The organism is Nocardiopsis changdeensis (genome assembly GCF_018316655.1).
Lineage (GTDB): Bacteria > Actinomycetota > Actinomycetes > Streptosporangiales > Streptosporangiaceae > Nocardiopsis > Nocardiopsis changdeensis.
In genome coordinates this window covers 3,856,902-3,877,025 of the sequence record NZ_CP074133.1, presented here as the reverse complement: position 1 = coordinate 3,877,025, position 20,124 = coordinate 3,856,902, and the positions used below count along the sequence as shown (strand labels likewise).

Below are 20,124 nucleotides of genomic sequence, written 5' to 3'. Positions count from 1 at the left end.
CATTGGCACCCACCAACTGAAAGAAGGAAGTGCCGTGACTCAGACTACCGAAAACCCTCCGGTGTCGGGACTGCGCGTCCTGGACATCGCCCACCGCATCGTCTCCGAGCTCGGAACGTGGCAGTACCACCCGGCGCTGTCCGTGCGGGTCTGCACGAACGTGGGCACCGGCCCGGAGATCAGCCTGCACCTGAACCAGCACGAGACGGACGCCGCGACCCGGCGCGTGTGGATGGACGACCTGGAGGTGCTGCTCGGAGAGGCCGCCCGCGTGCAGGACGCCCCGCACGGTGTCCTCGCGACCCTGGGTGTCCGTGACTGGCGTGACACCGGTGTGACGGTCTACGCCTCGGAGTACGTGACGGAGGTGGCCCGATGACCGCCTCCGGCCTGCACCACTTGCCGACCGACGACCCGGCCCCCGTCCGCATGGTTCTGGAGACCCTGGCCAGGCTCGGCGTCACCCCCACTGAGGGACAGAAGCGCACTTTGGCGGTCGCCCACTCCTACGGGTGGCTGCTGGGTGAGGACGGTATCGCGAAGATCCTCGCGGACGGCTCTCCGGCTGCTCGTGCGGCCCGGTCTCGCCGCCGGCTGCGGGAGGCCGGGTTGGCGGAGGCGGAGCGCCGCCACCACGCCTCTCTGCCGCGCTCGCAGGACACGCGCCTGTGGTCGCCCACCGAGGACGGGTTCACCTGCCACCTGTGTGACCTGGACTTCGGCCGGTACGTGGACCCGGCTCAGGCCGCGTCGGCTGCCGTGGACCACACCAAGACCTGCGAGGGAGGTGCCTCCGATGTCTGACGACGAGTTCCTGGACCTGATGGACGCCCTGTGGGGTGTCGGCGGCGGCGACTCGCTGTGGGCGATCGCCCTGGAGGACTCCGACCCGGAGCCCGCGGTGATCGACCCGGCGATGGAGGCGCGTGCGGCGCGGGACATCGCTCTGGCGGGCGATCTGCTGATGCCGCCGCCGGATTTCGACTCGGTGTGGCCTGAGGCGCACGACCTGGTGCTGCCCGACCGCGATGACTACCAGCCTCGCCCGTTCCCGATCGACCCCGACGAGGAGGTGGGCTGGTGAACCCCGCGAAGATCCACGCCTTGTGCCCCTACTGCGGGTCCGTCATCCAGGTCCGCCAGGACGACACGATCCGCTACCACCGTGGCCCGGACCCCGCGTACCCGCAGGCGAACCACTGCAAGCGCGGGATGCGCACGGTCACCACCGAGTGGCCCGAGCACACCGACAGCAAGGGCCGAACGGTCCGCACCCACCCGGGCGAGTTCAAGCCGGGCCGTCTGGTGACCTCCGCTGAGCTGTGGGACCTGATCTACAGCCCGGAGTGGATCACCGCCAACCCGCACGAGCAGCGCGAGCAGCTCGACAGGTTCGAGATCCGCGTGAAGGGAGCCGACCAGTGACCGCCATCGACGAGCGCACCACCGCTGAGACGCCCGCGATCACTCAGCCCGGCGTCTACGACATCCCCGAGGCCGTCTACCACGCCGACCCGGTCCCCGGCCGGTCCCTGTCCTCCTCCGGCGCCCGCCGCCTCCTGGAGTGCCCGGCCCTGTTCGACTACGAGCGCCGCCACAAGCGCGGGCCCAAGAAGGCGTTCGACATCGGGTCCGCCGCTCACCACCTTGTGTTGGGAACCGGCCCGGAACTGGTCGTCATCGACGCCCCCGACATGCGCACCAAGGCCGCCAAGGAACAGCGCGACGCCGCCTACGCCCGCGACGCCATCCCCCTGCTGCCCGCCGAGTTCGAGCAGGTGCAGGCCATGGCCGAAGCCCTGAAGGGCCACCCGATGGCAGCGAAGGTGTTCGCCCCGGAGCGCGGCCCCGCTGAGCGGTCCCTGTTCTGGCGGGACGCGGAGACGGGGGTGTGGTGCCGGGCCCGCCTGGACCACATGCCCACCGCGGACTACACGGCCCGCTGGTTCATCGTGTCCGACTACAAGACCACCCGGTCGGCGCACCCGGAGCAGATCTCCAAGGCCGTCTACGACTACGGCTACCACATCCAGGCCGCCATGTACCTGGAGGGAGTCCGGGCGTTGGGCATCCACGCGGACCCGCGCATGGTCTTCGTGTTCCAGGAGAAGGCCGCCCCCTACGTGACCACGGTCATCGAGCTTGACCACGTCGCTTTGAAGATCGGCCACTCCCAGCTCCGCAAGGCGCTCGCTCTCTACAGGCAGTGCTCCGAGTCCGGCAGGTGGCCGGGCTACTCCGAGCAGGTCGAGACCATCTCGCTCCCCGTGTACGCGGAGCGCAAGCACGAGGAGGACATGTGAACCAGGTCCAGCAGTACCGCGGCTACCCGCAGCAGATGCAGGCCGCCCAGCCCATCCCCATGCCGACCCGTGTCGGACAGGGCACCGCTGTGGAGCAGTCCCGTGCGGTCGCTGAGGTGCAGGCCGCGATCGTCGTCGCCCAGCAGTGCCCGCGCGACATCGCTGGCGCCGTCGCCCAGATGAACGACTCCTGCCAGCAGAAGGCCCTCGCCGAGCGCGCCTTCTTCCGGTTCCCCCGCGCGGGGCAGACGGTCTCCGGGCCGTCCGTACACCTCGCCCGAGAACTCGCCCGGTGCTGGGGCAACGTCCAGTACGGGGTGTCCGAGCTGCGCCGCGACGACGAGATCGGCCAGTCGGAGATGCAGGCGTGGGCGTGGGACGTGCAGACCAACACCCGGTCGTCGTCGACGTTCATCGTGCCGCACAAGCGCGACACGAAGAAGGAGGGCCCCAAGCCCCTGACGGACATGCGGGACGTGTACGAGAACAACGCCAACAACGGTGCCCGCAGGCTCCGGGAGGCCATCTTCTCGATCCTCCCCCCGTGGTTCGTGGAGGAAGCCAAGGAGCTGTGCAACAAGACTCTCGCGGACGGCGGGGGCAAGACGGTCGCTCAGCGCGCGGCTGAGGCCATCGCGGAGTTCCAGAAGGGCGGGGTCACCCGGGACCAGCTCGAAGCGAAGCTGAACCGCAAGGTGGCGTCGTGGACGCACCACGACATCGCCCAGTTGGAGGTCATCTTCACGTCGCTCCAGCGCGGCGAGGTCACCAAGGACGAGGAGTTCCCGGCGGAGCGGTTGGGCGACGAGGCGTTCGAGCCCGCGCCGGCGCCCCCCAAGCCGGAGCCGACTCCGGCGGAGAAGGCTGCTGACGAGGAGTGGATGGCCGGGGGTGCGTCATGAACCTCCTTCTGAGCGCCGCCGGCGTCGTGGCCGCGTTCGCCCTCGGGGTCCTGCTGATCGCGTTGGGTGCGTGGCTGTGGATGGACACCGACCGGATCGCCGACGAGTTGCTCGCTGAGGCGGACCGGGAGGTGGCCCGGTGAAGCCCTTGGCCTGACCCCCGCTGAGTACCTGGAGACGCTGCTGGACCGGGCGCAGGCCCGGGTGAACCCCCCGAAGGAGACCCCCGATGAGTGAGACCACGACCCGTCTGCCCCGCCGCCGCCTCCGTGCGTGGCCTGCCAGCGGTGGCGCAGTCCAGATGTCCGCGACCCCTGAGGGCGCCGACGAGACGACCGCCTCCCCGGTGTGGGAGGTGCCTGCCGGAGATGTCGCTGAGGCCATGGCGGTGCTGTCCGCGGTCGCCGACCCGGAGGCCCTGGCCCTGAAGACGCAGCGCGACGCCATGGCGCACGAGCTGGAGAACGCCAAGCGGGCTCTCGCGGACGCTGAGGCCCGCGCGTACTCGCAGGGCGTGGAAGACATGCGGCAGGCGGCGATGAAGGCCATCCTCCGCGCCGACATGAAGATCCGCTCCGACGCCGACTTCGTCATCCGCGACCTGGCCATCAGCCGCGAGCACACCTCCTGCGTGAGCTGCGGTGGCACCGGGATCGTCAGCCACGACGGCGACTGGGAGGACGGGGTCATGTTGAGCCCGCCTTACGACGTGGCCTGCGCGGACTGCGGGGCGCCTCAGGCGGTGGAGACCCAGCTTCCTGGGGTGCGTGAGGACGCCGACCGGGCCCGTCGCGACCCGGGGTCCCGCCCGTGCGGGTCCGATGCGCCGCACACCGACCACGTGTGGGTCGACGGCGACGAGTTCCCGTGGTGCCCCGGCACCGCCTGACCACCCCCCTTTTCGGGCCGCTCCCAGTGCGGGGGCCTGGGGGCGGCCCACCCCAGAAGGAGCACCACATGCCGCTCACGACCTACACCGACGCCACCCCGCGAATCACCGGAGCCGACCTCAGCGTCACCGCCACCGGGCTCTGCGACCCCGACGGCAAGACCACCACCATCAAACCCAAAGCCACCGGAGACCGACGCTTGCCCGAGATCGCCGCAGCCGTCGCCGAGGTCAGCATCAGCCTGCGCATGTTCCAAGGCGAACGGCACCTCGTTGTCATAGAGGAACTCCCGCCCGCTCGCGCCAACGCGCTGGCCATCCTCGGCATGGTCCACGGTGCCGTCCGCGCTGAGCTGATCTCGCGCCTCATGCCCTACGCAGTGGTCCCGCCCGCCACGTTGAAGGCGTTCGCGACCGGGAAGGGCAACGCGACCAAGCCCGATATGCGCATGGCCCTGTACAAGCGGACCGGGCTCGACATTGCCGATGACAACCAGGTCGACGCCTGGTGGTTGCGTGCGGCTGGGATGCAGGCGTTGGGCCATCCGGTGGTGGATCTGCCTGCTGCGCAGGTGGCCCGTCTGGACAAGGTCGTGTGGCCGACGTGGACGCTCGGAGGCGAACCGGAGGTGGCCCGGTGAGCATCCGTACCGCCCCGGCCCTCCCCGCCGACTACGGCAAACCCACCGCCTCCCACTACGACCTCGCCGCCGCTATGCGCAACACCGACGAATGGGTCCTTGTCAGCGGCTACACCAACCGCCGCACCGCCCTGAACATCGCGTCGAAGATCCGCAACGGCGTCCTGCCCGCCTACCGCCGCCACATCTACGAAGCCCGCGCCATCACGACCGCTGAGGGTGTCCACGAGACGTGGGGCCGCTACGTCGGAGAGAGGGGAGACCAGTGAGGTACGTCCGCGCCGCGAACACCCGCGACCAGCGCAGCGCTCCCACTGTCACTGACTGGCGCGACCAAGCCGCGTGCCGCGACCACGACGCCGACCTGTTCTTCGACGACACCAAGGCTGGGATCGCCGCCGCCAAGGCCATCTGCGCGGCGTGCTCTATGCGCACCGACTGCCTGGAATACGCCATCACCAAGCCTGAGCGGTACGGAGTATTCGGCGGCATGGACGCCGACCAGCGCCACGCCGAACGCCGCAACCGGTGGAGGCGAGCCAACGCCGCCGCCCAACGCGGAGAGGCGGACACGGTCACCGAAACCGTCGTCGATGCCACCGGCACCCGCCGGCGCCTTCAGGCCCTCGCCGTGATCGGAGTCGGCGTCCGCACCGTCGAACGGCATATCACCACGGCCGCTCACGACTACCTCGACAGGATCCGCACGGGCAAGCGCGAACGGGTGCCCGCCGACCTCGCCAAGGAGGTCGCCGACATCTATCCGTCGCTGGTGGCCACGGGAGGGGTTGCGGCAGGAGGGGCGGCGATGGCGGCGGCCCGCAAGCGCAACTGGCCAGGACCTCGCGCTTGGGAAGGGCTGGACATCGACGACCCGAGGGTCGGGCCGATGGGAGAGCCGCAGGAGCCTCGCGAGGAGCCGAAGCGGAAGCCCCGGGTGCCCTCGGAGGGGTGCGCTCGGCGCCTCCAGGCCGCCGCTACGGCTGGCATCCCGCTGTCCGTGGTCACCGAGGCCACGGGGCTGTCGGTGTCGTTCCTGTCCAAGGTGCGTGCGGGGAAGGCCGTGACGCTCCATGCGCAGACCGCTGAGCTGATCCGGCGAGTGTGGCCGCAGGTGGCGGCATCGGAAGTGTTCTCGCCGGGGACGATCGGCCAGGCCGTCACGAATGGCTGGCTGCCGCTGGAGGCGTGGGAGGGCGTGGATATCGACGACCCGGACGCCCAGCCCCGCCAGACCGCCGCCGCTTGACCCACAGTCTCCCGCCGTGTCTGTGACCACCCCGGGCACGGCGGGTTCCACCCCAAGGAGGGGACATGCAGCCCTACTACGAAGACCCGCACACCCAGCTCTACGTCGGCGACTGCCGCGACGTCCTGCCCGCACTGGAGCTCCAGGCGGATTGCGTGATCGCGGACCCGCCCTATGGTGAAACCTCCCTCGCCTGGGACCGGTGGCCCGACGGGTGGCTCGAAGTCGCCGCCATCGTCGCGCCCGCCCTGTGGTGCTTCGGGTCCATGCGCATGTTCCTCAAGCACCACAGCGAGTACACCGCAGCCGGATGGAAGCTCGCCCAGGACGTCGTCTGGGAGAAGCACAACGGCCCTGGCTTCCAGACCGACCGGTTCCGCCGTGTGCACGAGATCGCCACCCACTGGTACCGGGGGGCGTGGGGCGATGTGCACCACGAGGTGCCGCGGATCATCTCCGGAGAGCACCGCCGCACCATCAGGCGATCCGAGTACGGGCCCGCGCAGTACGGGTCCCGGGGACCGTCGGCGGACGTGCGAGACGGCACGGTGCTGGCCCGGTCGGTGCTGTACGCGAAGTCCATGCAGCGTTCGGCGATCCACCCCACGGAGAAGCCCGTGAAGGGCCTGCTGGAGCACCTGGTGTCGTACTCGGTGCCTCCGGGCGGTCTGGTCGTGGACCCGTTCGCGGGGTCCGGGTCCACGCTCGTGGCCGCCCGGGAGATGGGACGCCAGGCGGTCGGGGTGGAGGCGTCGGAGGAGTACTGCGAGGCGGCGGCGAAGCGCCTGTCCGCGATCGACGCCCAGCCCCACCTGCCGTTCGAGGTGGGGGCGTGATGCACGACTACGACGCGGTGTTCACCCCGCCCGCGACCACCAGCCAGCACGACCCCGACGCCGCACACGACCAGAGGGTCCGCGCCCGGTTCGCCCGCGAGCTCGCGGTCATGTTGGACGAGCACGGCCAGGACTACGCCGCACACCTCGTCAGGGCGATGCCCACCGACGGGGAGTGGCCGTGAACAGCACAAAGCCCGCGCCGGAGGTGGCGCGGGCTGGCGTGTCAGGCGGACCTACTCGGCGTCGGCGTTCACGATCCGGCGGATCTGCTGCCGGGTGTACCCCGTCGCTTCGGCGATGTCCTTCTGTGGCATGCCCTCCTGGTTCGCCGTGCGTATGGCGTTGGCGACGGCGATGCGTAGGGCTTCGGTGTGCTCTGCGGATTTCCGCCACTGGTCGGCGAACTGCTTCAGGGATGGCTTGTCCATGCCTATCAGTGTTCCACTGGTCATCATGGAACTAAGTGTTACATCGAACTGTCTCAAAGTCCATGGCAGAAACCACTTGACGATGGAACATGATGTTCCATAGAGTGGTGCCAGTGGCGGGGCGAGAGGTCCCGCGAACGAAAACGGGGAGCACATGACCAACCAAATCGACACCCGTGGGGGCAGCCCCTTCGACGCGATCATGCAGGTCGACGCTGAAGGCAACGAGTACTGGTCCGCACGACAGCTCATGGCCCACTTCGGGTACGCCCGGTGGGCTCATGTCCGTGACGGCATCGGCCGCGCCAAGGCCGCCATCATCAACACTCTCGGGGAGAGCGCGGCTCAGGACCATATTGACCCCGGGGTGCACATGGTCGACCTGGGGTCCGGAGCCACTCGACAGGTCGATGACTTCCGCCTCACCCGCTACGGCGCCTACATGTGGGCCATGAACGGCGACCCCCGCAAGGAAGAGATCGCCAAGGCGCAGACCTACTTCGCCACCAAGACCCGCGAAGCCGAGATCACCCCCGCCCCCGGAGGCGATGACCTCGACCTCCTCTACGGCATCCTCGACCGGATCCGCGAGGACCGGAGTCGCATCCAGGCCGCCGAGGGACGCCTCGACACCACGGAAGCCCGCCTCGAAGCCATCGAGGGACACCACGACTGGTTCACCGCCCTCGGCTACGCCATCAAGAACGGGCACCAGCGCGACCGCGCCTACCTCGCCCGGGTCGGCGCCACGGCCTCGCGGCTGATGCGGACCCGCGGCGAGAAGCCCGTCAAGCGAGATGACGCCACCTTCGGCGAGGTCAACACCTACCCCACGGACGTCCTCGCAGAGGCGTTCAGGTCCGTTCAGCCCTAACGACGCACTGCGGGACGCCCTCACCCGAATTGGGGGCGTCCCGCCTCACCAGGAAACCACAGGAAGGCGCCCCGATGCCCACCACGGTCCAGGCCCGCCGCCTCCGCCCCGGCGACCGGATCACCATCCACGGCCGCACCCTCACCATCCGCACCATCACCCGACGGTGGCCCTGGTCCCGAGACGTGGTCCTACGCGGCCGTCTCGACACCGGCACCCACACCCTCTACCGCGTCAACGCCCGCAAGGAGATGGAGACCCGATGATCCGCGCCACCCGCACCGGCCACCCCTGCGAAGGCGTGGTCCACGCCGACCACCTGCCCGCCTCCGTCAACCTCACCACCGCCGCCAACGACGGGTGGGTCATCGAGGCCATCACCGACCTGCCCGGCGACCTGAACCTGCCCGGCGATGCCGCCCGACTCCTCGCCGCCGTCCAGGCCACCGACCTGCCGTGGACCCTCACCCAACGCCCGCCCCGCACCGGCGCAGGCGTCGAAACCGTCATCGACATACGCGACATCGACCCCCAGGGCGGCTGGTCCAACCCCTGGAAGGACTGGAAGTGGGACACCTGCGGTGCCCTCTCCTCGTACATCACTCTCAGCCGCGCCCTGGAACTCCTCGCTGACCACACCAAGAAGAAGGCCGCGTGATGACCCACCCGCTCGCCCGGCCGCTCACCCCCGTCCACCACAACGGCCAAGAGATCGGCGGCATCCTCCGCACCCGCTCCGGCACCCCCATCAAGGCCACCGACGCCATGACCCGGCTCGCCCAGGACCGACAGGAGGAGCCCCGGTGGCCTACCGACGCCGTCGTCACCACCGCGCCCCGCGACCCGCCCAGCGCTCCGACGGCCGGTGGTACGCCGACTGCGACGTCTGCGACTGGACCACCGCCCCCGGCGACAAGGGCGCCATCCAGGCTCTGGTCGCCGATCACACCCGCAACCCCGACGCGTAAGGCGGGCCCCGGAAGCGCCTATCTCCCGGGGCCCACGCCGACCGTACAGGAGGCCCGATGGGCGACCCCACGAACCCCTACGACCCGGACCACTGGCCCGACCACGAAGACGCCTAGGAGGCGCAATGAGTACCACGACCACCCGCTGCTGGGGGTTCGTCCACGCCGACGGCCCCACCAAGGGCGACCCCTACGAGCACGGCGAGGGGGCGCCGCACTTCCCCACCCGTGAGGCCGCCCTCGAATGGCTCGGCAGCCTGAACGACCACCCCAACCTGAACCTCGCCCAGCTCGACGACGACTGCCACACCGTCACCTGCGCCACGTGCGGCGGCTCCGACGACGAGTACCACTACACGGCCAAGGAAGCCGAGGTCGCCGCCCGCGACTGGGACTGCCCGACCTGCGCCTGACACGACGGGACCGGGGCGCCCAATTCGCCCCGGTCCCACCCCAGCAAACCACAAACGCCCCTGACCGCCGACAACACCAAGGAGACACCGTGAGCCGCTACCCGCACCGGGTCCGCCTCCGCGGAGGCCGCAACACCCACGCAGCCCGCGCCTACCAGGACATCACCTACGACCTCATCACCCCATGCGACTACGTCGCGAACACGCAAACCGGAGACCACGCACTCCCCGACGACGCCGCCGTGAACTGCCCACGATGCGTCCGCCAGCTCAACGCTGAAGACGCCGACCGATCCAACCCGCACCTCGCCTGACCCACCCCAGCCCGACCGGACCCTTTGGGCGGCCGGACACCGCGTGCAAGACGCGGACGGGCGCCAACCACACCAAGACCGAACGACACCAAGGAGGGCACGTGAGCGCACCAAACCACTACTGCGGGACCTCCGTCCCCTCCCATATCCAGACCGCATGGGACCGATGGGAGGGCGCGGCGTGGCGCACCATCCGCCACGCCGAAACACTCATCGACCACCCCGCCGACCAGCGCTTCACGGTCCGCGCCCCCGACGGCATGTGCACCACACACCTCACCCTGTGGCGCGAAGCCCGCGACCGCAGCTTCGACCCCCGCACCGGGGACCGCTGGCCCGGCGGCGGCGGTACCCCCTTCACGATCCTCGGGGACGTCGCGCGAGCCCGGGAGGAGCGCCGCCGCGAATGGGACGAGAAGGCGGCAGCGCAAATGCAGCTCATCGAGCGGGTCTGTTTGAAGGGGGACTCGCCCCAGTGCGCTCCAAAGCCCGCGTGTGTGGCCCTCGTGCAGCTCCCGCTGTTCGACCTGGAGACCGCGCCATGACCGCCCTCCTGCCCGAGGACGCCGCGTGGCTCGCCTCCAGCACCGGCATCGACACCGACCAGCCCTGCACCCACTACGACGCCGCACACGGCCGCACCTGCGGGGCCACACCCACCCGCCAGTACATCCCCGGGCGGCGGTGCTACCAGCACGCACCCGACCGGAAGAAGGAGACCCGATGAGCCGCCTCGGGGACGCCATCCGCGCCCACGACCGCACCCTCACCCACCTCGCCGCCGTGTACGCCGACGAGATCACTCGCGGCGGAGGCGAAGACCGGCAGGTCATCGAAGCCCTGGAGTTGCTGCGCCACCAAGCCCACCACTGGGTCGACGAAGCCATCGACACCGAAGAGCTGCGCCGGCCGCCCGGAGGCAACGCCTGGCGAGCCCGCAGGTACCGCGAGCTCGAAGTCCCGACCGCCTGACCAACCGACCGACCACGACCCACGGGGGGCGCACCAGATGCCGCGCATCCGCACCATCAAGCCCGACTTCTTCACCAGCCTCACCATCGCTGACCTCACCTACGAGGCCCGGCTCACCTTCATCGGGCTGTGGACCCACGTCGACGACCAGGGCCGGTGTGTCGACGACGCCCGCCTCGTCAAGGCCGCCGTGTGGCCGCTGGACGAGCGCACCGCCAAGGACGTCGACGTCGACCTGTGGGAGCTGTCCGACGCCGAACTGGTCTACCGGTACACGGTCGGCGCGAAGAAGTTCCTGTGCGTGACCTCGTGGGCGGAGCACCAGAAGATCAGCCACCCGGCGAAGGCGAAGCTGCCGGCACCGGAGGAGGGGGAGCCGACCCCAAAAGCAGAGCGTCCTCGTAAGCCCTCCGGAGGGTCTCCAGAGGATCTCGGAGGTTTTCCGGAGCGTCTCGGAGGAGTGGTGGAGGAGGCTCCGGAGGACTTCCCGAGGCCCCGCCTTGCGCCCGAAATGCCCGAATCGGCAGGAGAGGGCGACGAAGAGGCCCTGCCGTACCCCGGGGCGGTCGTCCTACCCATGTTCACCAGCGAAAACGTTCCCTCCGGAAATCCTCCAGAGGATCTCGGAGGATCTCCAGAGGACGACGGAAATCCTCCGCGAGGAAAGGAAAGGAAAGGAAAGGATCTATATAGCGCATCCGCGCCCTCCTCGCCTCACGGCGAGGGACACAGCGATGCTCCCCCCACCCCCAGCGGCTACGACGACCCGCGCTTCCAACAGTTCTGGGCCCGCTACCCGCACAAGGTGTCGAAGAAGAAGGCATGCACCGCGTTCTTCAAAGCCCTGAAGCGCACCACCTTCGAGCAACTGATGGCCGGACTGGAGCGCTACCTCACCCAGGACCGCCGCGCCCTGGACGGCTACGTCAAGGACCCCGCCACGTGGCTCAACGGCGACTGCTGGAACGACGAGCCGCTCCCGCGCGCCGCCAACGGCGGCCCCGCCCCCACAGCCCCCAAGCGCAGCTCCCGCAACGAATGGATGGCCAACCGATGACCTACATGCCGCCCCACGACATCGACGCCGAGATGATCGCCCTCGGATCGATGCTCCTGTCCGAGCACGCCGCCCCCCAGGTGGCGTCCATCGTCACCGCAGGCGACTTCTTCCGACCCGCCCACGAACTCCTCTTCCACGCGATCCAGCGGGTCCGCGCCGAACACGGCCACGCCAACGTGCCCCTCCTCCACGACCACCTGTCCAAGGACGGCAACGACATCGCCGGCGTGGACCTGGTCTACCTGTTCAAGCTCGTCGAAGCCGTCCCGACCTCCGCGAACGGCCCCTACTTCGCCCGTAAGATCCGCGGCCTGTCCGTGCGCCGCCGCGTCATCGCCACCTGCACGACCGTCGCCCAGAAAGCGCACCTGCTCCCCGACGAGGACCCCGCGGACGCCATCGCCGGGTTGGCCCAGAAGGCCATCGACGAGTTCGAGGCGGTCCGCGACTACGAGTCCGGCGACAACCTGGAGACGATGACCGTCGACGAGTTCCTCGCCGTCCCGGACGAGGACTACGACTGGATCGTCCCCGGGCTGCTGGAGCGCGGCGACCGGCTCATGCTGACGGGCGCGGAGGGTCTGGGCAAGTCGACGCTGCTGCGGCAGCTCGCCATCACGATCGCCGCGGGCATCCACCCGTTCAAGCACGAGCACATCGACCCCAAGCGGGTCCTGATCGTGGACGCAGAGAACAGCGACACGCAGATGCGCCGCAAGCTCCGGCCGCTGCACGCCCAAGCCCGTCTCCAGGGCCGGCCCATCGCCGAGAACAACCTGTGGATCGAGCCGAAGCTCGGCGCCCTGGACCTGCGGCAGGACAAGACGGTGTCGTGGCTGCTCAAGCGCATCAACCTGATCAAGCCCGACGTGCTGGTCATCGGGCCCCTGTACAAGCTGACGCCGAAGGCGTTGCAGACCGACGACGACACGGCGCCGATCCTTGCGGTTCTGGACATGATCCGCGACAAGGGCATCTGCCTGCTGATGGAGGCTCACGCCGGCCACGCCCTGGGGGCGGGCGGCAAACGCGACTACCGTCCTCGCGGGTCCGCGAGCCTGATGGGTTGGCCGGAGTTCGGGTACGGGGTGCGGCCCGCGGATGTGGAGGTCGAGGAGGGCAAGCGCTTGGTCGAGCTCACGCCGTGGCGCGGCGACCGGGACGAGCGGGATTGGCCGGACATGCTCCAGTCGGGCGGTCGGTGGCCGTGGTCGATCGGGTTCCCCGGTGGCGTGCAGCCCGGCAACCCGTATGCGAGGAGCGCGTGATGACCCTCACCATCGGCAGTCTCTGCTCAGGCTATGGCGGGCTCGAAAGTTCTGTGCAGTCCGTCCTCGGCGGCGACCTGGTGTTCGTCGCGGACCCCGACCCGGGCGCCGCCCGCATCCTGACCCACCACCACCCCGACGTCCCCAACTTGGGCGACATCACGACCCTCGCGTGGTCCACCGCCCCCCGGGTCGACATCCTCACGGCCGGCTACCCCTGCCAGCCGTTCTCCCAGGCCGGACTCCGGAAAGGAACCGACGATGAGCGCCACATCTGGCCCCACATCTGCGATGCCATCTGCGTACTACGACCCCGCCTCGTCGTCCTTGAGAACGTGCGAGGTCACCTTCGACGAGGATTCGACACCGTCCTCGCCGACCTTGCCCGCGTCGGGTTCGATGCGAGCTGGGTTTGTGTACGCGCATCCGACGTCGGCGCCCCGCACCGGCGGGAGCGGCTCTTCGTCATCGCGTGGCCGAAGGGCGAAATCCCGTACTTCCCCCGAACCAGTGTTGCTGGAGGGACAGGAGGCGCTGTTCCCGGCGGTGTGACGCTGCTGCCCACCCCGGACGCGTCGCAGGGGTCGCGGGGCGGGTCGCAGCACCCGGACAAGCGCCGCGCCGGCGGGCACTCGGTATCACTGGCGGACGTGGTGGAGCAGCAGCTCCTGCCGACGCCGGCGGCCCGGGACTGGAAGTCGGGGCAGTCGAACCTGATCGGCACCAACGCTCGCCCGCTGAACGAGGTCATCGAGAACCTGCTTCCGACACCCAGGGCGTCGGACGGATCCCACGGCGGCCCGAACCAGCGCGGCTCCAGGGGGGACCTGATGCTGTCCTCCGCTGTTCAGCCCGAGCACTTCGGTCCGTTCGCCGCGGCGGTTTCCCGGTGGGAGTCGGTCATGGGCCGCCCCGCGCCAGCGCCGACGGAGCCGACGGGCAAGAACGGGCGCCCGCAGTTGTCGCCGCGGTTCACGGAGTGGGCGATGGGTTGCCCCGATGGTCACGTCACCGCGCCGGAGATCGGCCTGTCCCGTGCCGAGCAGTTGCACGCCCTCGGTAACGGCGTGGTGTGGCAGCAGGGCTCCTACGCGGTCCGTCTGCTGCTGGAGCGGGTCACCGCGGTGGCCGCATGACGACGCCCCGCCAGCTCGAACCTGGCGGGGCGCGTCCCCAATCGTCTCATACGCGCCTGTGGCGCACGCTGGCGGCCGAACGGGGTTTGTCGGCAGTCCGTATAAGGCTCAAGTTTCCTGAGCGCTCAGCGCTCATCTCAGCCCCGGGAGGGGACATGACCGAAGCGCCCGACCCCCAATACCCCGACGCCGACCGCGGCTTCGAGATCCGCGTGTCCCCCGACGAACGCAACGTCGCGATCTACGACCCCGGCAACGCCCCCTGGTTCGTCCCGATCGACCGCGGCCGGTTCGTGCGCACCGCCGACCTCGACAAGGCCGGATGGAAGCAGTACGTGCCCGCCACCGACCGCGACACGATCCTCGCCCTGGTCGCCGACTGGGCGCACCGGTCCGCTGAGTACGGCGGCCTCGGCCCCGGCGACCTCGTGTGGGCGCTGGAGCAGGCCGGATACACGCTGCCCAGCCCGGAAGAGGCCCGCGCCGTGGTGGGGGAGGCGTGATGGCCGACCCGCCATGCGCCCCCAAGATCCGCTACCGCGACCGCATCGCCGCACTCATCGCGCTCGAATCCACCCGCCGGCGCGGACACCGCCGCCCCAAGAACGAGGTTCGCGCGTACCGGTGTCGGCATTGCGCCGGATGGCACCTCACCTCGCAACCCAAACGCACCAAGGAGAACTGATGGCCACCGACGACCTACTCCGCCGCGCCGCCCGGCGCCTCCGTGAAACCTCGGGTGACGCCGACACATGGACATGGCTCACCGCCACCGCGAAGGCCGTCACCGCGATCGCCAACCGGGACCCCGACGTCCACCAGTCCCACCACGGGCGCGCACCCGAGCTGGCTGTCAGTGACCACCTGGCGGTGTTCAGCCCTCTCGTCGGCACGACCCTCGCGGACTGGCTGGACCTCACCGCCGAGCGGGTCGAGGAGCGGCAGTGGAGCGACGACGGGCCGATGGTGGCCCGCGCGCTGGCCGTGGCTCGCGCGATCACCCTCGAAGACCTCAACGACGCACTCGCCAAGGAGAACTGACATGGCCGGAGAGACCCAGATCACCTGCAAGGCAGAGGAGTGCAGTCGGACTCCCCTCAAGCGCGGCATGTGCAACGCGCACTACCTGCGCTGGTGGAAGGCAACCCCCAAAGAGGAACGCCCCGCACCGACCGTCGAAGAGCGCTTCTGGGCCAAGGTCCGCAAGACACAAACCTGCTGGATCTGGCAGGGGTGCAAGAAGCCAAGCGGCCACGGGATGTTCGTCGTTCAAAAAGGGCGCACCGTCTCAGCGCACGCGTTCTCCCTGGAGCTTCGCCTGGGGCACCCGACCCCGGAGGGCAAGGAAGCATGCCACCGTTGCGACAACCCCTCCTGCGTGAATCCCAGGCACGTCTACTACGGGACCCGCCAGGAGAACGTTGACGACGCATGGGCCCGTGGTCGGCACCCCATCGGCAGCGCCCGACCCGCAGCAAAACTGTACGAGGACCAGGTCATCGAGATTCGCGAGCGCTACGCCCTCGGCGATGACGCTAAGGAGCTGGCCAGGGAGTTCGGAATCAAGGTCTCAACCTTGAGGCACATCGTTCTTGGTCTGAAGTGGAAGCACGTCGGCGGTCCGATCACTCGTCGCCGAGAACTCATGAAGAAGGCGGCCTGACCATGGCGAACGATGTTCAGATCACGCTCGTCGGCAACCTCGTCGACGATCCCGAAGTCCGCATGACCGCGAAGGGTGACGCTGTCGCCAACTTCCGGGTCGCGTCCACGCCGCGCACCTTCGACCGCGCGTCGGGGGAGTGGAAGGACGGCGAGTCCATGTTCCTCACCTGCACCGTGTGGCGGCAGTACGCGGAGAACGTCGCGGAGACCCTGACCCGAGGTATGCGCGTGATCGTGCAGGGGCGGTTGAAGCAGCGCTCCTACGACACCCAGCAGGGCGAGAAGCGCACCGTGTTCGAGGTGGATGTGGACGAGGTCGGCCCGGCGCTCAGGTCCGCGACGGCGAAGGTGACCAAGGTCCAGCGGCAGTACGCCGCGAACGGATCGTTCGGCCAGTCCCGGCAAAGCGGCGATCGAAACGGATGGACTAGCACCGAGGAGGCTCCGTTTTGAGCCCCTTCGAAGCCGTCCTCATGTGGTCCGGTGCCGCTGTCCTCACCGGTGTCGCCCTCGCCGCCCTCGGAGCCGGGATCGCGGTCTTCGGCGCCATGCTCCACGAGGCCGTCAACAGGTGGCGGATCAAGGGCCTTACTCGCGCCGAAGTCCGGTACGTGCGCAGGGTCGCCGCCCGCCTCCGTGACCGAAGCAAGGCCCGCGATAAGCCCAAGGGGCGCCGCTGGCACGACACGTGGGAATTCCACGGAAGCTGACCACCCCGGGGCGGGTTTCGGCCCGCCCCACCACACAGGAGGACCAGTGAGCCACACCCACGAAACGCCCCCGGTCCACTTCGGAGAACCCCGACAGACGTGGTGCCCCACCTGCAAGGTGAACTCCGTCGCGAACACCCCCATCTACGCGCTCGCATCAACCGGCCCCTACTGCATCGGAGAGTGGTCTCTGTGCGACAGGTGCGGATTCAGCCCTTACAGCGAGCCCCACACCCAGGAGGACCAGTGACCCAGCGCCCCGGCTACACCGCCACCTACGACGTCATCGACAAGCTCGACGACTACCTGCCGCCCGACCCCGCGCACCGCAACGCCATCATCTGGCGGGCCGTGCAAGCCGCCCTGGACGCCGAAGACCGTGAGGTCGTGAACCCGCTGCGCGCCGACCTGGACAGCGCCGAGAGGGACGCACGCCGCCTCGCCGACGAAGTGAAGCGGCTCAAGGGGGAGCAGTGAACGCCTGACGTCGGGGGCGGCCCGCTCCCGCCCCGACACGTACCAGGGCACGCCGAACACGTCTACCATTCGCATAGCGCACACAGGAGGTCAGATGGGCATCGTGGAATTCCTCAACGCCCGCTACGACGAGGAAGATCGGCTCGCCGACGACATGCTCGACTACCAGAAGCACCGAAGCCGAAGCGGTGAGATCGACCCCATCGACGTCCACGATCCCGCCCACGGCATGTGGGTGTACGACGACGACCGCATGCACAACACGATCGCCATGGACGAGGTCCGCCTCAAGCGCGAGGTTGCGGCCAAGCGGGGAATCCTGGCGTTCTTCGAGCGCGCCGACGGCGACTCGGCATGGTGGTACGAAGACGCAGTCCTGGGTCAGCTCGCTGCCGTGTACGCCGACCACCCCGACTACCGGGAGGCGTGGAAGCCGTGACCGTCACTGATCTTCCCGCCCCACCCACACCTGCGCAGCAACTCGATACTGCCGAGCAGCAGGCGTCCGAGGAGTTGCACGCCATCATCGCCGCTGCCGTTGCCGCCGGGATCACCGGGGCCGCGCTCCTCGCGATCGTCGCGCCGCTCATGAACGCCGTGTCGCGTGCCGCGCAGACGGGCTGGACGATCGGGACGCGGATCGCCATGAACGCCGCCGTGGGACAACGGATGGGGCGCAACGCCTACTTCGCCGAACCCCTCCCCACCAGCGTGGAAGCGGACGTGGCGGCGGTCGTAGCCGACGCGGCACAGCGGGTCGATGCCGCACACACCGGACGGCCCACCGGGGGAGTGCCCGTCACCCCCGCCACCCCGGAAGTGGAGCTCGCTCGGTTTCAGCGGCGGATGGTGCGGCTGGCCGTCACCAAGATCCACCAGGCCGCATCCGCCGCCACCTACAGCTACACGCGCTGGTTGGGCCTGGACCTCGAATGGGTCACCCGCAGGGACGGCAAGGCGTGCGCGGTGTGCACAGCCATGAACGGGCAGCGCATCGGACCGGGGAAACGCTTCACCCCGCCCATCGGGCGCGGCATCCCCCGCAAGCTGTGGGCCGGATTCCAGGGGCTCCCACCAGCACACCCATCGTGCCGGTGTCGCCCTCTGCCGAGAGAGCCCCGCCCCCGCACATGAGAAGAGGGCCCGCGTCCCCCGACAGCGAGCCCTCTTCAACCCCCGTAGAAGTTCCCGGTCCCAGGCTGTGGAAGGAACGAGTCTCTACAGGTCAAAGTCTAGACCGACCTTGGGGGACCCGATGACGCTTTCCTGCCGCCTCTGCGCCGCCGACATCCACCACGGCACCGTGTGCGCACCCTGCATTGGCTCACTCGCCGCCGACCTGCGAGCCCTCTGGGCGACCGGAGACCTCCACGGCCTGGACGTGGACCTCGACATCACCATCGCCCGCATGGACGTCCGCCCCCGCAGCGGCAACGGCGGCAAACCCTCCGAGGCGCCCCTCCTCATCAACGACGCCGCCAGCGACATCCGCCGCGACCTCCACACCTGCCTCTCCGGCTGGTGCCGGATCCTCATCGACGACCACGGCGCACCCGCTCCCGCGGACACCATCGCGGCCATGGCCCGGCTGTTGCACGCGAACATGGACATCGTCCGTGTCGCCGAGTGGGGCGACTCGGCAGTGGAGGAGATCCGCTCGCATGTCGCCCGGGTGCGGCACATCGTGAACAGGCCCGCCGAGCGGGTGTTCGCCGGCCTGTGCCCGGACTGCTCGAACCCGGTGTACGCGCCGGCCGACCGCACGTGGGCGCGGTGCCGTGTGGAGGGCTGCGAGGGGCGTGTGGACGACATCGAGGAGCGGCGGGAGGAGTCTGTCCGGGCGGCCCGTGTGGCGGCTCCGGAGCGCAGGTTGTCGGTCGCTGAGGCGGCGATGGCGGCGCGTGCGATGGGGCACGGGGTGACGGACCGGGGGATCCGCAAAGCAGTCGCCGAGGGGCGCATCGTGCCGGTCGCGGTGAAACCCCGGTTGGTCGTCCGGTTGGGGGATGTGCTGGGGATGGCGGCGAGGAAGACCCGGGTGGCGTGAGCAAGAAGGCCCCCGCCGGAAGGGCGGGGGCTCGGGTCAGCTCTTTCGGCGACGCGCCTTCTGGGCTTCGACGATCTCGGGCTTGAGGATGCGCCGGACGGTCTCCCTGCTGTAGCCGCTTTTCTCGATGATCTCCGTCTGGGGAACGCCTTCCTTGGCGACCTCTTGGAAGGCGCGAGTGCGCTCCTTCTCGGCCTGCTCGATCGTGCGGTTGTACTTCTCCACTGCTCGGGTGATCGGGTGTGTGCTCATCTCTCCATGATGCCACGCATGTTGGGCACGAACCACATGCCTAACGTGTTGACGTGCCACGCATGTTGGGCCTAGAGTGTTAGTCATCAGCACGAGCGAGGGAGCGGACATGGACACGAACCAGATCGACAAGGCAGTCAGCACCCGAGCCCGCGTCCGCATCAACGGGCGCAACGGGTGGGCCAAGGGCGCAGAAGGCATCGCAATCGGCTTCCGGAGCCTCTACGGCAATATCAAGGTCGGCTTCGCGGACGCCGCCGGGAACTACACCGGCGAATACACGATGGTCCACTACACGAACGTGGACATCATCGAGGACGAGGACACCACTCAGCAGCCCCGGACCACGAAGACCACGGACCGCCGACGCCCCACCGTCACCGAAGCCCGCATCAAGAAGGCGATGCGCCGGCTCCAGCGGCAGGCCGACACTCAGGCTCGCAACGCCGCCCACGCCGCCCACCGGGCCGAACGCCACACCATCGCGTCGCACCTGCGGGCGCTGGGTGTGGACGATGCGACCGCCACGGGCATGGCCGCGACCCTCCGCAAGAAGGCCACCCACGGCGTCAAGGGCTACGCGCTCAAGGACGGTGTGCGGCGCTCTTGTGTCCGCTACACCCGGGGGCAGTTCGTCGCCCTGCTGGCCGCGTACAAGCCCCGCAAGAAGGCGTTCCAGGACGCCCGCGCCCACGCACTCGCCGCCTGACCAACCAG

Annotated in this window: 37 protein-coding genes and 1 pseudogene; 36 read left to right on the top strand and 2 right to left on the bottom strand. The window is 69.3% G+C overall.

Features of this window, described 5'->3' with window-relative positions; genetic code table 11:
- Nucleotides 1-34 precede the first annotated feature (34 nt).
- From KGD84_RS17825 to KGD84_RS17765, 13 genes are all read left to right on the top strand, one after another.
- Entirely contained in the window at nucleotides 35-379 is a 345-nt protein-coding gene (locus KGD84_RS17825) for a hypothetical protein (protein WP_220561559.1), read from the top strand.
- Nucleotides 376-804 (top strand): hypothetical protein, encoded by a 429-nt coding sequence (locus KGD84_RS17820; RefSeq protein ID WP_220561558.1) that lies wholly within the window; start codon nucleotides 376-378, stop codon nucleotides 802-804. Before KGD84_RS17825 ends, KGD84_RS17820 begins: the two co-directional genes overlap by 4 nt.
- Nucleotides 797-1,084 carry a hypothetical protein gene (locus tag KGD84_RS17815; protein ID WP_220561557.1) on the top strand — a complete coding sequence of 96 codons (288 nt, stop codon included), beginning with the start codon at nucleotides 797-799 and terminating at the stop codon, nucleotides 1,082-1,084. Before KGD84_RS17820 ends, KGD84_RS17815 begins: the two co-directional genes overlap by 8 nt.
- Nucleotides 1,081-1,425, top strand: coding sequence for a hypothetical protein (locus KGD84_RS17810; protein WP_220561556.1), 345 nt, complete (start codon nucleotides 1,081-1,083; stop codon nucleotides 1,423-1,425). The genes KGD84_RS17815 and KGD84_RS17810 overlap by 4 nt, the downstream gene beginning before the upstream one ends.
- Nucleotides 1,422-2,303 (top strand): PD-(D/E)XK nuclease-like domain-containing protein, encoded by an 882-nt coding sequence (locus KGD84_RS17805; protein WP_220561555.1) that lies wholly within the window; start codon nucleotides 1,422-1,424, stop codon nucleotides 2,301-2,303. Before KGD84_RS17810 ends, KGD84_RS17805 begins: the two co-directional genes overlap by 4 nt.
- Nucleotides 2,300-3,205, top strand: a complete 906-nt coding sequence (locus KGD84_RS17800; RefSeq protein ID WP_255646632.1) for a hypothetical protein — start codon at nucleotides 2,300-2,302, stop codon at nucleotides 3,203-3,205. The genes KGD84_RS17805 and KGD84_RS17800 overlap by 4 nt, the downstream gene beginning before the upstream one ends.
- Nucleotides 3,202-3,348: a hypothetical protein gene (locus KGD84_RS17795; RefSeq protein ID WP_220561554.1), complete on the top strand. Its 147-nt coding sequence runs from the start codon at nucleotides 3,202-3,204 to the stop codon at nucleotides 3,346-3,348. Before KGD84_RS17800 ends, KGD84_RS17795 begins: the two co-directional genes overlap by 4 nt.
- Nucleotides 3,349-3,506: 158 nt before the next feature.
- Complete coding sequence (locus KGD84_RS17790; RefSeq protein ID WP_260697139.1) at nucleotides 3,507-4,094, top strand: hypothetical protein; 588 nt, start codon at nucleotides 3,507-3,509, stop codon at nucleotides 4,092-4,094.
- Between the two features lie 68 nt (nucleotides 4,095-4,162).
- Nucleotides 4,163-4,735, top strand: a complete 573-nt coding sequence (locus tag KGD84_RS17785; protein ID WP_220561552.1) for a hypothetical protein — start codon at nucleotides 4,163-4,165, stop codon at nucleotides 4,733-4,735.
- Nucleotides 4,732-5,004, top strand: coding sequence for a hypothetical protein (locus KGD84_RS17780; protein ID WP_220561551.1), 273 nt, complete (start codon nucleotides 4,732-4,734; stop codon nucleotides 5,002-5,004). Before KGD84_RS17785 ends, KGD84_RS17780 begins: the two co-directional genes overlap by 4 nt.
- Nucleotides 5,001-5,984, top strand: coding sequence for a WhiB family transcriptional regulator (locus tag KGD84_RS17775; RefSeq protein WP_220561550.1), 984 nt, complete (start codon nucleotides 5,001-5,003; stop codon nucleotides 5,982-5,984). The genes KGD84_RS17780 and KGD84_RS17775 overlap by 4 nt, the downstream gene beginning before the upstream one ends.
- A gap of 65 nt (nucleotides 5,985-6,049) precedes the next feature.
- On the top strand, nucleotides 6,050-6,820 hold the full coding sequence (locus tag KGD84_RS17770; RefSeq protein ID WP_220561549.1) for a DNA-methyltransferase: 771 nt from the start codon (nucleotides 6,050-6,052) through the stop codon (nucleotides 6,818-6,820).
- Nucleotides 6,820-7,005: a hypothetical protein gene (locus tag KGD84_RS17765; RefSeq protein ID WP_220561548.1), complete on the top strand. Its 186-nt coding sequence runs from the start codon at nucleotides 6,820-6,822 to the stop codon at nucleotides 7,003-7,005. Before KGD84_RS17770 ends, KGD84_RS17765 begins: the two co-directional genes overlap by 1 nt.
- 51 nt (nucleotides 7,006-7,056) lie before the next feature.
- Here the strand turns inward: KGD84_RS17765 and KGD84_RS17760 are convergent, their stop codons facing one another.
- Nucleotides 7,057-7,251, bottom strand: a complete 195-nt coding sequence (locus KGD84_RS17760) for a helix-turn-helix domain-containing protein (RefSeq protein ID WP_220561547.1) — start codon at nucleotides 7,249-7,251, stop codon at nucleotides 7,057-7,059.
- 154 nt (nucleotides 7,252-7,405) lie between these two features.
- Between KGD84_RS17760 and KGD84_RS17755 the strand changes: the two genes are divergently transcribed.
- The 22 genes and pseudogenes from KGD84_RS17755 to KGD84_RS17650 all read left to right on the top strand — a co-directional run bounded on the left by KGD84_RS17755 (nucleotide 7,406) and on the right by KGD84_RS17650 (nucleotide 19,155).
- Entirely contained in the window at nucleotides 7,406-8,125 is a 720-nt protein-coding gene (locus KGD84_RS17755; RefSeq protein ID WP_220561546.1) for a hypothetical protein, read from the top strand.
- Between the two features lie 74 nt (nucleotides 8,126-8,199).
- Entirely contained in the window at nucleotides 8,200-8,391 is a 192-nt protein-coding gene (locus KGD84_RS17750; protein WP_220561545.1) for a hypothetical protein, read from the top strand.
- A complete protein-coding gene (locus tag KGD84_RS17745) occupies nucleotides 8,388-8,783 on the top strand; it encodes a hypothetical protein (protein WP_220561544.1) in 396 nt (131 codons plus the stop codon). The genes KGD84_RS17750 and KGD84_RS17745 overlap by 4 nt, the downstream gene beginning before the upstream one ends.
- A gap of 145 nt (nucleotides 8,784-8,928) precedes the next feature.
- Nucleotides 8,929-9,093 carry a hypothetical protein gene (locus KGD84_RS17740; protein WP_220561543.1) on the top strand — a complete coding sequence of 55 codons (165 nt, stop codon included), beginning with the start codon at nucleotides 8,929-8,931 and terminating at the stop codon, nucleotides 9,091-9,093.
- Between the two features lie 125 nt (nucleotides 9,094-9,218).
- Entirely contained in the window at nucleotides 9,219-9,506 is a 288-nt protein-coding gene (locus KGD84_RS17735) for a hypothetical protein (protein WP_220561542.1), read from the top strand.
- A gap of 89 nt (nucleotides 9,507-9,595) precedes the next feature.
- The gene (locus KGD84_RS17730) at nucleotides 9,596-9,820 is read left to right on the top strand and encodes a hypothetical protein (protein WP_220561541.1); all 225 of its coding nucleotides are present in this window, start codon (nucleotides 9,596-9,598) and stop codon (nucleotides 9,818-9,820) included.
- A 101-nt stretch (nucleotides 9,821-9,921) separates the two neighbouring features.
- Nucleotides 9,922-10,365, top strand: coding sequence for a hypothetical protein (locus tag KGD84_RS17725; RefSeq protein ID WP_220561540.1), 444 nt, complete (start codon nucleotides 9,922-9,924; stop codon nucleotides 10,363-10,365).
- Nucleotides 10,362-10,547, top strand: a complete 186-nt coding sequence (locus KGD84_RS17720) for a hypothetical protein (RefSeq protein ID WP_220561539.1) — start codon at nucleotides 10,362-10,364, stop codon at nucleotides 10,545-10,547. The genes KGD84_RS17725 and KGD84_RS17720 overlap by 4 nt, the downstream gene beginning before the upstream one ends.
- Nucleotides 10,544-10,792: a hypothetical protein gene (locus KGD84_RS17715; RefSeq protein ID WP_220561538.1), complete on the top strand. Its 249-nt coding sequence runs from the start codon at nucleotides 10,544-10,546 to the stop codon at nucleotides 10,790-10,792. The genes KGD84_RS17720 and KGD84_RS17715 overlap by 4 nt, the downstream gene beginning before the upstream one ends.
- A 37-nt stretch (nucleotides 10,793-10,829) precedes the next feature.
- Entirely contained in the window at nucleotides 10,830-11,849 is a 1,020-nt protein-coding gene (locus KGD84_RS17710; protein WP_220561537.1) for an ICP22 family protein, read from the top strand.
- Nucleotides 11,846-13,120, top strand: a complete 1,275-nt coding sequence (locus tag KGD84_RS17705; RefSeq protein ID WP_220561536.1) for an AAA family ATPase — start codon at nucleotides 11,846-11,848, stop codon at nucleotides 13,118-13,120. The genes KGD84_RS17710 and KGD84_RS17705 overlap by 4 nt, the downstream gene beginning before the upstream one ends.
- A complete protein-coding gene (locus tag KGD84_RS17700) occupies nucleotides 13,120-14,256 on the top strand; it encodes a DNA cytosine methyltransferase (RefSeq protein WP_220561535.1) in 1,137 nt (378 codons plus the stop codon). Before KGD84_RS17705 ends, KGD84_RS17700 begins: the two co-directional genes overlap by 1 nt.
- A 155-nt stretch (nucleotides 14,257-14,411) precedes the next feature.
- The gene (locus KGD84_RS17695; RefSeq protein ID WP_220561534.1) at nucleotides 14,412-14,759 is read left to right on the top strand and encodes a hypothetical protein; all 348 of its coding nucleotides are present in this window, start codon (nucleotides 14,412-14,414) and stop codon (nucleotides 14,757-14,759) included.
- Nucleotides 14,759-14,941 (top strand): hypothetical protein, encoded by a 183-nt coding sequence (locus KGD84_RS17690; protein WP_220561533.1) that lies wholly within the window; start codon nucleotides 14,759-14,761, stop codon nucleotides 14,939-14,941. Before KGD84_RS17695 ends, KGD84_RS17690 begins: the two co-directional genes overlap by 1 nt.
- Complete coding sequence (locus KGD84_RS17685) at nucleotides 14,941-15,297, top strand: hypothetical protein (protein ID WP_220561532.1); 357 nt, start codon at nucleotides 14,941-14,943, stop codon at nucleotides 15,295-15,297. The genes KGD84_RS17690 and KGD84_RS17685 overlap by 1 nt, the downstream gene beginning before the upstream one ends.
- Nucleotide 15,298: 1 nt before the next feature.
- Nucleotides 15,299-15,919, top strand: a complete 621-nt coding sequence (locus KGD84_RS17680) for an HNH endonuclease (protein ID WP_220561531.1) — start codon at nucleotides 15,299-15,301, stop codon at nucleotides 15,917-15,919.
- A gap of 2 nt (nucleotides 15,920-15,921) precedes the next feature.
- Nucleotides 15,922-16,344 (top strand): annotated as a pseudogene (locus tag KGD84_RS17675) (single-stranded DNA-binding protein); the annotation flags it as partial.
- A 26-nt stretch (nucleotides 16,345-16,370) separates the two neighbouring features.
- Complete coding sequence (locus KGD84_RS17670; protein ID WP_220561529.1) at nucleotides 16,371-16,631, top strand: hypothetical protein; 261 nt, start codon at nucleotides 16,371-16,373, stop codon at nucleotides 16,629-16,631.
- Between the two features lie 246 nt (nucleotides 16,632-16,877).
- Nucleotides 16,878-17,108 carry a hypothetical protein gene (locus tag KGD84_RS17665; RefSeq protein ID WP_220561528.1) on the top strand — a complete coding sequence of 77 codons (231 nt, stop codon included), beginning with the start codon at nucleotides 16,878-16,880 and terminating at the stop codon, nucleotides 17,106-17,108.
- A gap of 94 nt (nucleotides 17,109-17,202) precedes the next feature.
- Nucleotides 17,203-17,547 (top strand): DUF6221 family protein, encoded by a 345-nt coding sequence (locus tag KGD84_RS17660; protein ID WP_220561527.1) that lies wholly within the window; start codon nucleotides 17,203-17,205, stop codon nucleotides 17,545-17,547.
- The gene (locus KGD84_RS17655; protein ID WP_220561526.1) at nucleotides 17,535-18,242 is read left to right on the top strand and encodes a hypothetical protein; all 708 of its coding nucleotides are present in this window, start codon (nucleotides 17,535-17,537) and stop codon (nucleotides 18,240-18,242) included. The genes KGD84_RS17660 and KGD84_RS17655 overlap by 13 nt, the downstream gene beginning before the upstream one ends.
- Before the next feature lie 121 nt (nucleotides 18,243-18,363).
- Nucleotides 18,364-19,155, top strand: coding sequence for a hypothetical protein (locus tag KGD84_RS17650; protein ID WP_220561525.1), 792 nt, complete (start codon nucleotides 18,364-18,366; stop codon nucleotides 19,153-19,155).
- Between the two features lie 36 nt (nucleotides 19,156-19,191).
- On the opposite strand, the gene KGD84_RS17645 is transcribed toward KGD84_RS17650, so the two are convergent.
- On the bottom strand, nucleotides 19,192-19,407 hold the full coding sequence (locus KGD84_RS17645; protein WP_220561524.1) for a helix-turn-helix domain-containing protein: 216 nt from the start codon (nucleotides 19,405-19,407) through the stop codon (nucleotides 19,192-19,194).
- A gap of 109 nt (nucleotides 19,408-19,516) precedes the next feature.
- Here KGD84_RS17645 and KGD84_RS17640 point away from each other — a divergent pair, with 109 nt between their 5' ends.
- The gene (locus KGD84_RS17640) at nucleotides 19,517-20,116 is read left to right on the top strand and encodes a hypothetical protein (protein ID WP_255646630.1); all 600 of its coding nucleotides are present in this window, start codon (nucleotides 19,517-19,519) and stop codon (nucleotides 20,114-20,116) included.
- Nucleotides 20,117-20,124 lie beyond the last annotated feature (8 nt).

What these genes read in the sequence shown, in the direction of transcription:
- KGD84_RS17820 (WP_220561558.1), top strand. Translation starts at nt 376, where the DNA reads ATGACCGCCTCCGGCCTGCACCACTTGCCGACCGACGACCCGGCCCCC.
- KGD84_RS17815 (WP_220561557.1), top strand. Translation starts at nt 797, where the DNA reads ATGTCTGACGACGAGTTCCTGGACCTGATGGACGCCCTGTGGGGTGTC.
- KGD84_RS17795 (WP_220561554.1), top strand. Translation starts at nt 3,202, where the DNA reads ATGAACCTCCTTCTGAGCGCCGCCGGCGTCGTGGCCGCGTTCGCCCTC.
- KGD84_RS17790 (WP_260697139.1), top strand. Translation starts at nt 3,507, where the DNA reads ATGTCCGCGACCCCTGAGGGCGCCGACGAGACGACCGCCTCCCCGGTG.
- KGD84_RS17785 (WP_220561552.1), top strand. Translation starts at nt 4,163, where the DNA reads ATGCCGCTCACGACCTACACCGACGCCACCCCGCGAATCACCGGAGCC.
- KGD84_RS17770 (WP_220561549.1), top strand. Translation starts at nt 6,050, where the DNA reads ATGCAGCCCTACTACGAAGACCCGCACACCCAGCTCTACGTCGGCGAC.
- KGD84_RS17765 (WP_220561548.1), top strand. Translation starts at nt 6,820, where the DNA reads ATGCACGACTACGACGCGGTGTTCACCCCGCCCGCGACCACCAGCCAG.
- KGD84_RS17760 (WP_220561547.1), bottom strand. Translation starts at nt 7,251, where the DNA reads ATGGACAAGCCATCCCTGAAGCAGTTCGCCGACCAGTGGCGGAAATCC.
- KGD84_RS17755 (WP_220561546.1), top strand. Translation starts at nt 7,406, where the DNA reads ATGACCAACCAAATCGACACCCGTGGGGGCAGCCCCTTCGACGCGATC.
- KGD84_RS17750 (WP_220561545.1), top strand. Translation starts at nt 8,200, where the DNA reads ATGCCCACCACGGTCCAGGCCCGCCGCCTCCGCCCCGGCGACCGGATC.
- KGD84_RS17745 (WP_220561544.1), top strand. Translation starts at nt 8,388, where the DNA reads ATGATCCGCGCCACCCGCACCGGCCACCCCTGCGAAGGCGTGGTCCAC.
- KGD84_RS17735 (WP_220561542.1), top strand. Translation starts at nt 9,219, where the DNA reads ATGAGTACCACGACCACCCGCTGCTGGGGGTTCGTCCACGCCGACGGC.
- KGD84_RS17720 (WP_220561539.1), top strand. Translation starts at nt 10,362, where the DNA reads ATGACCGCCCTCCTGCCCGAGGACGCCGCGTGGCTCGCCTCCAGCACC.
- KGD84_RS17715 (WP_220561538.1), top strand. Translation starts at nt 10,544, where the DNA reads ATGAGCCGCCTCGGGGACGCCATCCGCGCCCACGACCGCACCCTCACC.
- KGD84_RS17710 (WP_220561537.1), top strand. Translation starts at nt 10,830, where the DNA reads ATGCCGCGCATCCGCACCATCAAGCCCGACTTCTTCACCAGCCTCACC.
- KGD84_RS17705 (WP_220561536.1), top strand. Translation starts at nt 11,846, where the DNA reads ATGACCTACATGCCGCCCCACGACATCGACGCCGAGATGATCGCCCTC.
- KGD84_RS17700 (WP_220561535.1), top strand. Translation starts at nt 13,120, where the DNA reads ATGACCCTCACCATCGGCAGTCTCTGCTCAGGCTATGGCGGGCTCGAA.
- KGD84_RS17695 (WP_220561534.1), top strand. Translation starts at nt 14,412, where the DNA reads ATGACCGAAGCGCCCGACCCCCAATACCCCGACGCCGACCGCGGCTTC.
- KGD84_RS17690 (WP_220561533.1), top strand. Translation starts at nt 14,759, where the DNA reads ATGGCCGACCCGCCATGCGCCCCCAAGATCCGCTACCGCGACCGCATC.
- KGD84_RS17685 (WP_220561532.1), top strand. Translation starts at nt 14,941, where the DNA reads ATGGCCACCGACGACCTACTCCGCCGCGCCGCCCGGCGCCTCCGTGAA.
- KGD84_RS17680 (WP_220561531.1), top strand. Translation starts at nt 15,299, where the DNA reads ATGGCCGGAGAGACCCAGATCACCTGCAAGGCAGAGGAGTGCAGTCGG.
- KGD84_RS17660 (WP_220561527.1), top strand. Translation starts at nt 17,203, where the DNA reads ATGGGCATCGTGGAATTCCTCAACGCCCGCTACGACGAGGAAGATCGG.
- KGD84_RS17650 (WP_220561525.1), top strand. Translation starts at nt 18,364, where the DNA reads ATGACGCTTTCCTGCCGCCTCTGCGCCGCCGACATCCACCACGGCACC.
- KGD84_RS17645 (WP_220561524.1), bottom strand. Translation starts at nt 19,407, where the DNA reads ATGAGCACACACCCGATCACCCGAGCAGTGGAGAAGTACAACCGCACG.
- KGD84_RS17640 (WP_255646630.1), top strand. Translation starts at nt 19,517, where the DNA reads ATGGACACGAACCAGATCGACAAGGCAGTCAGCACCCGAGCCCGCGTC.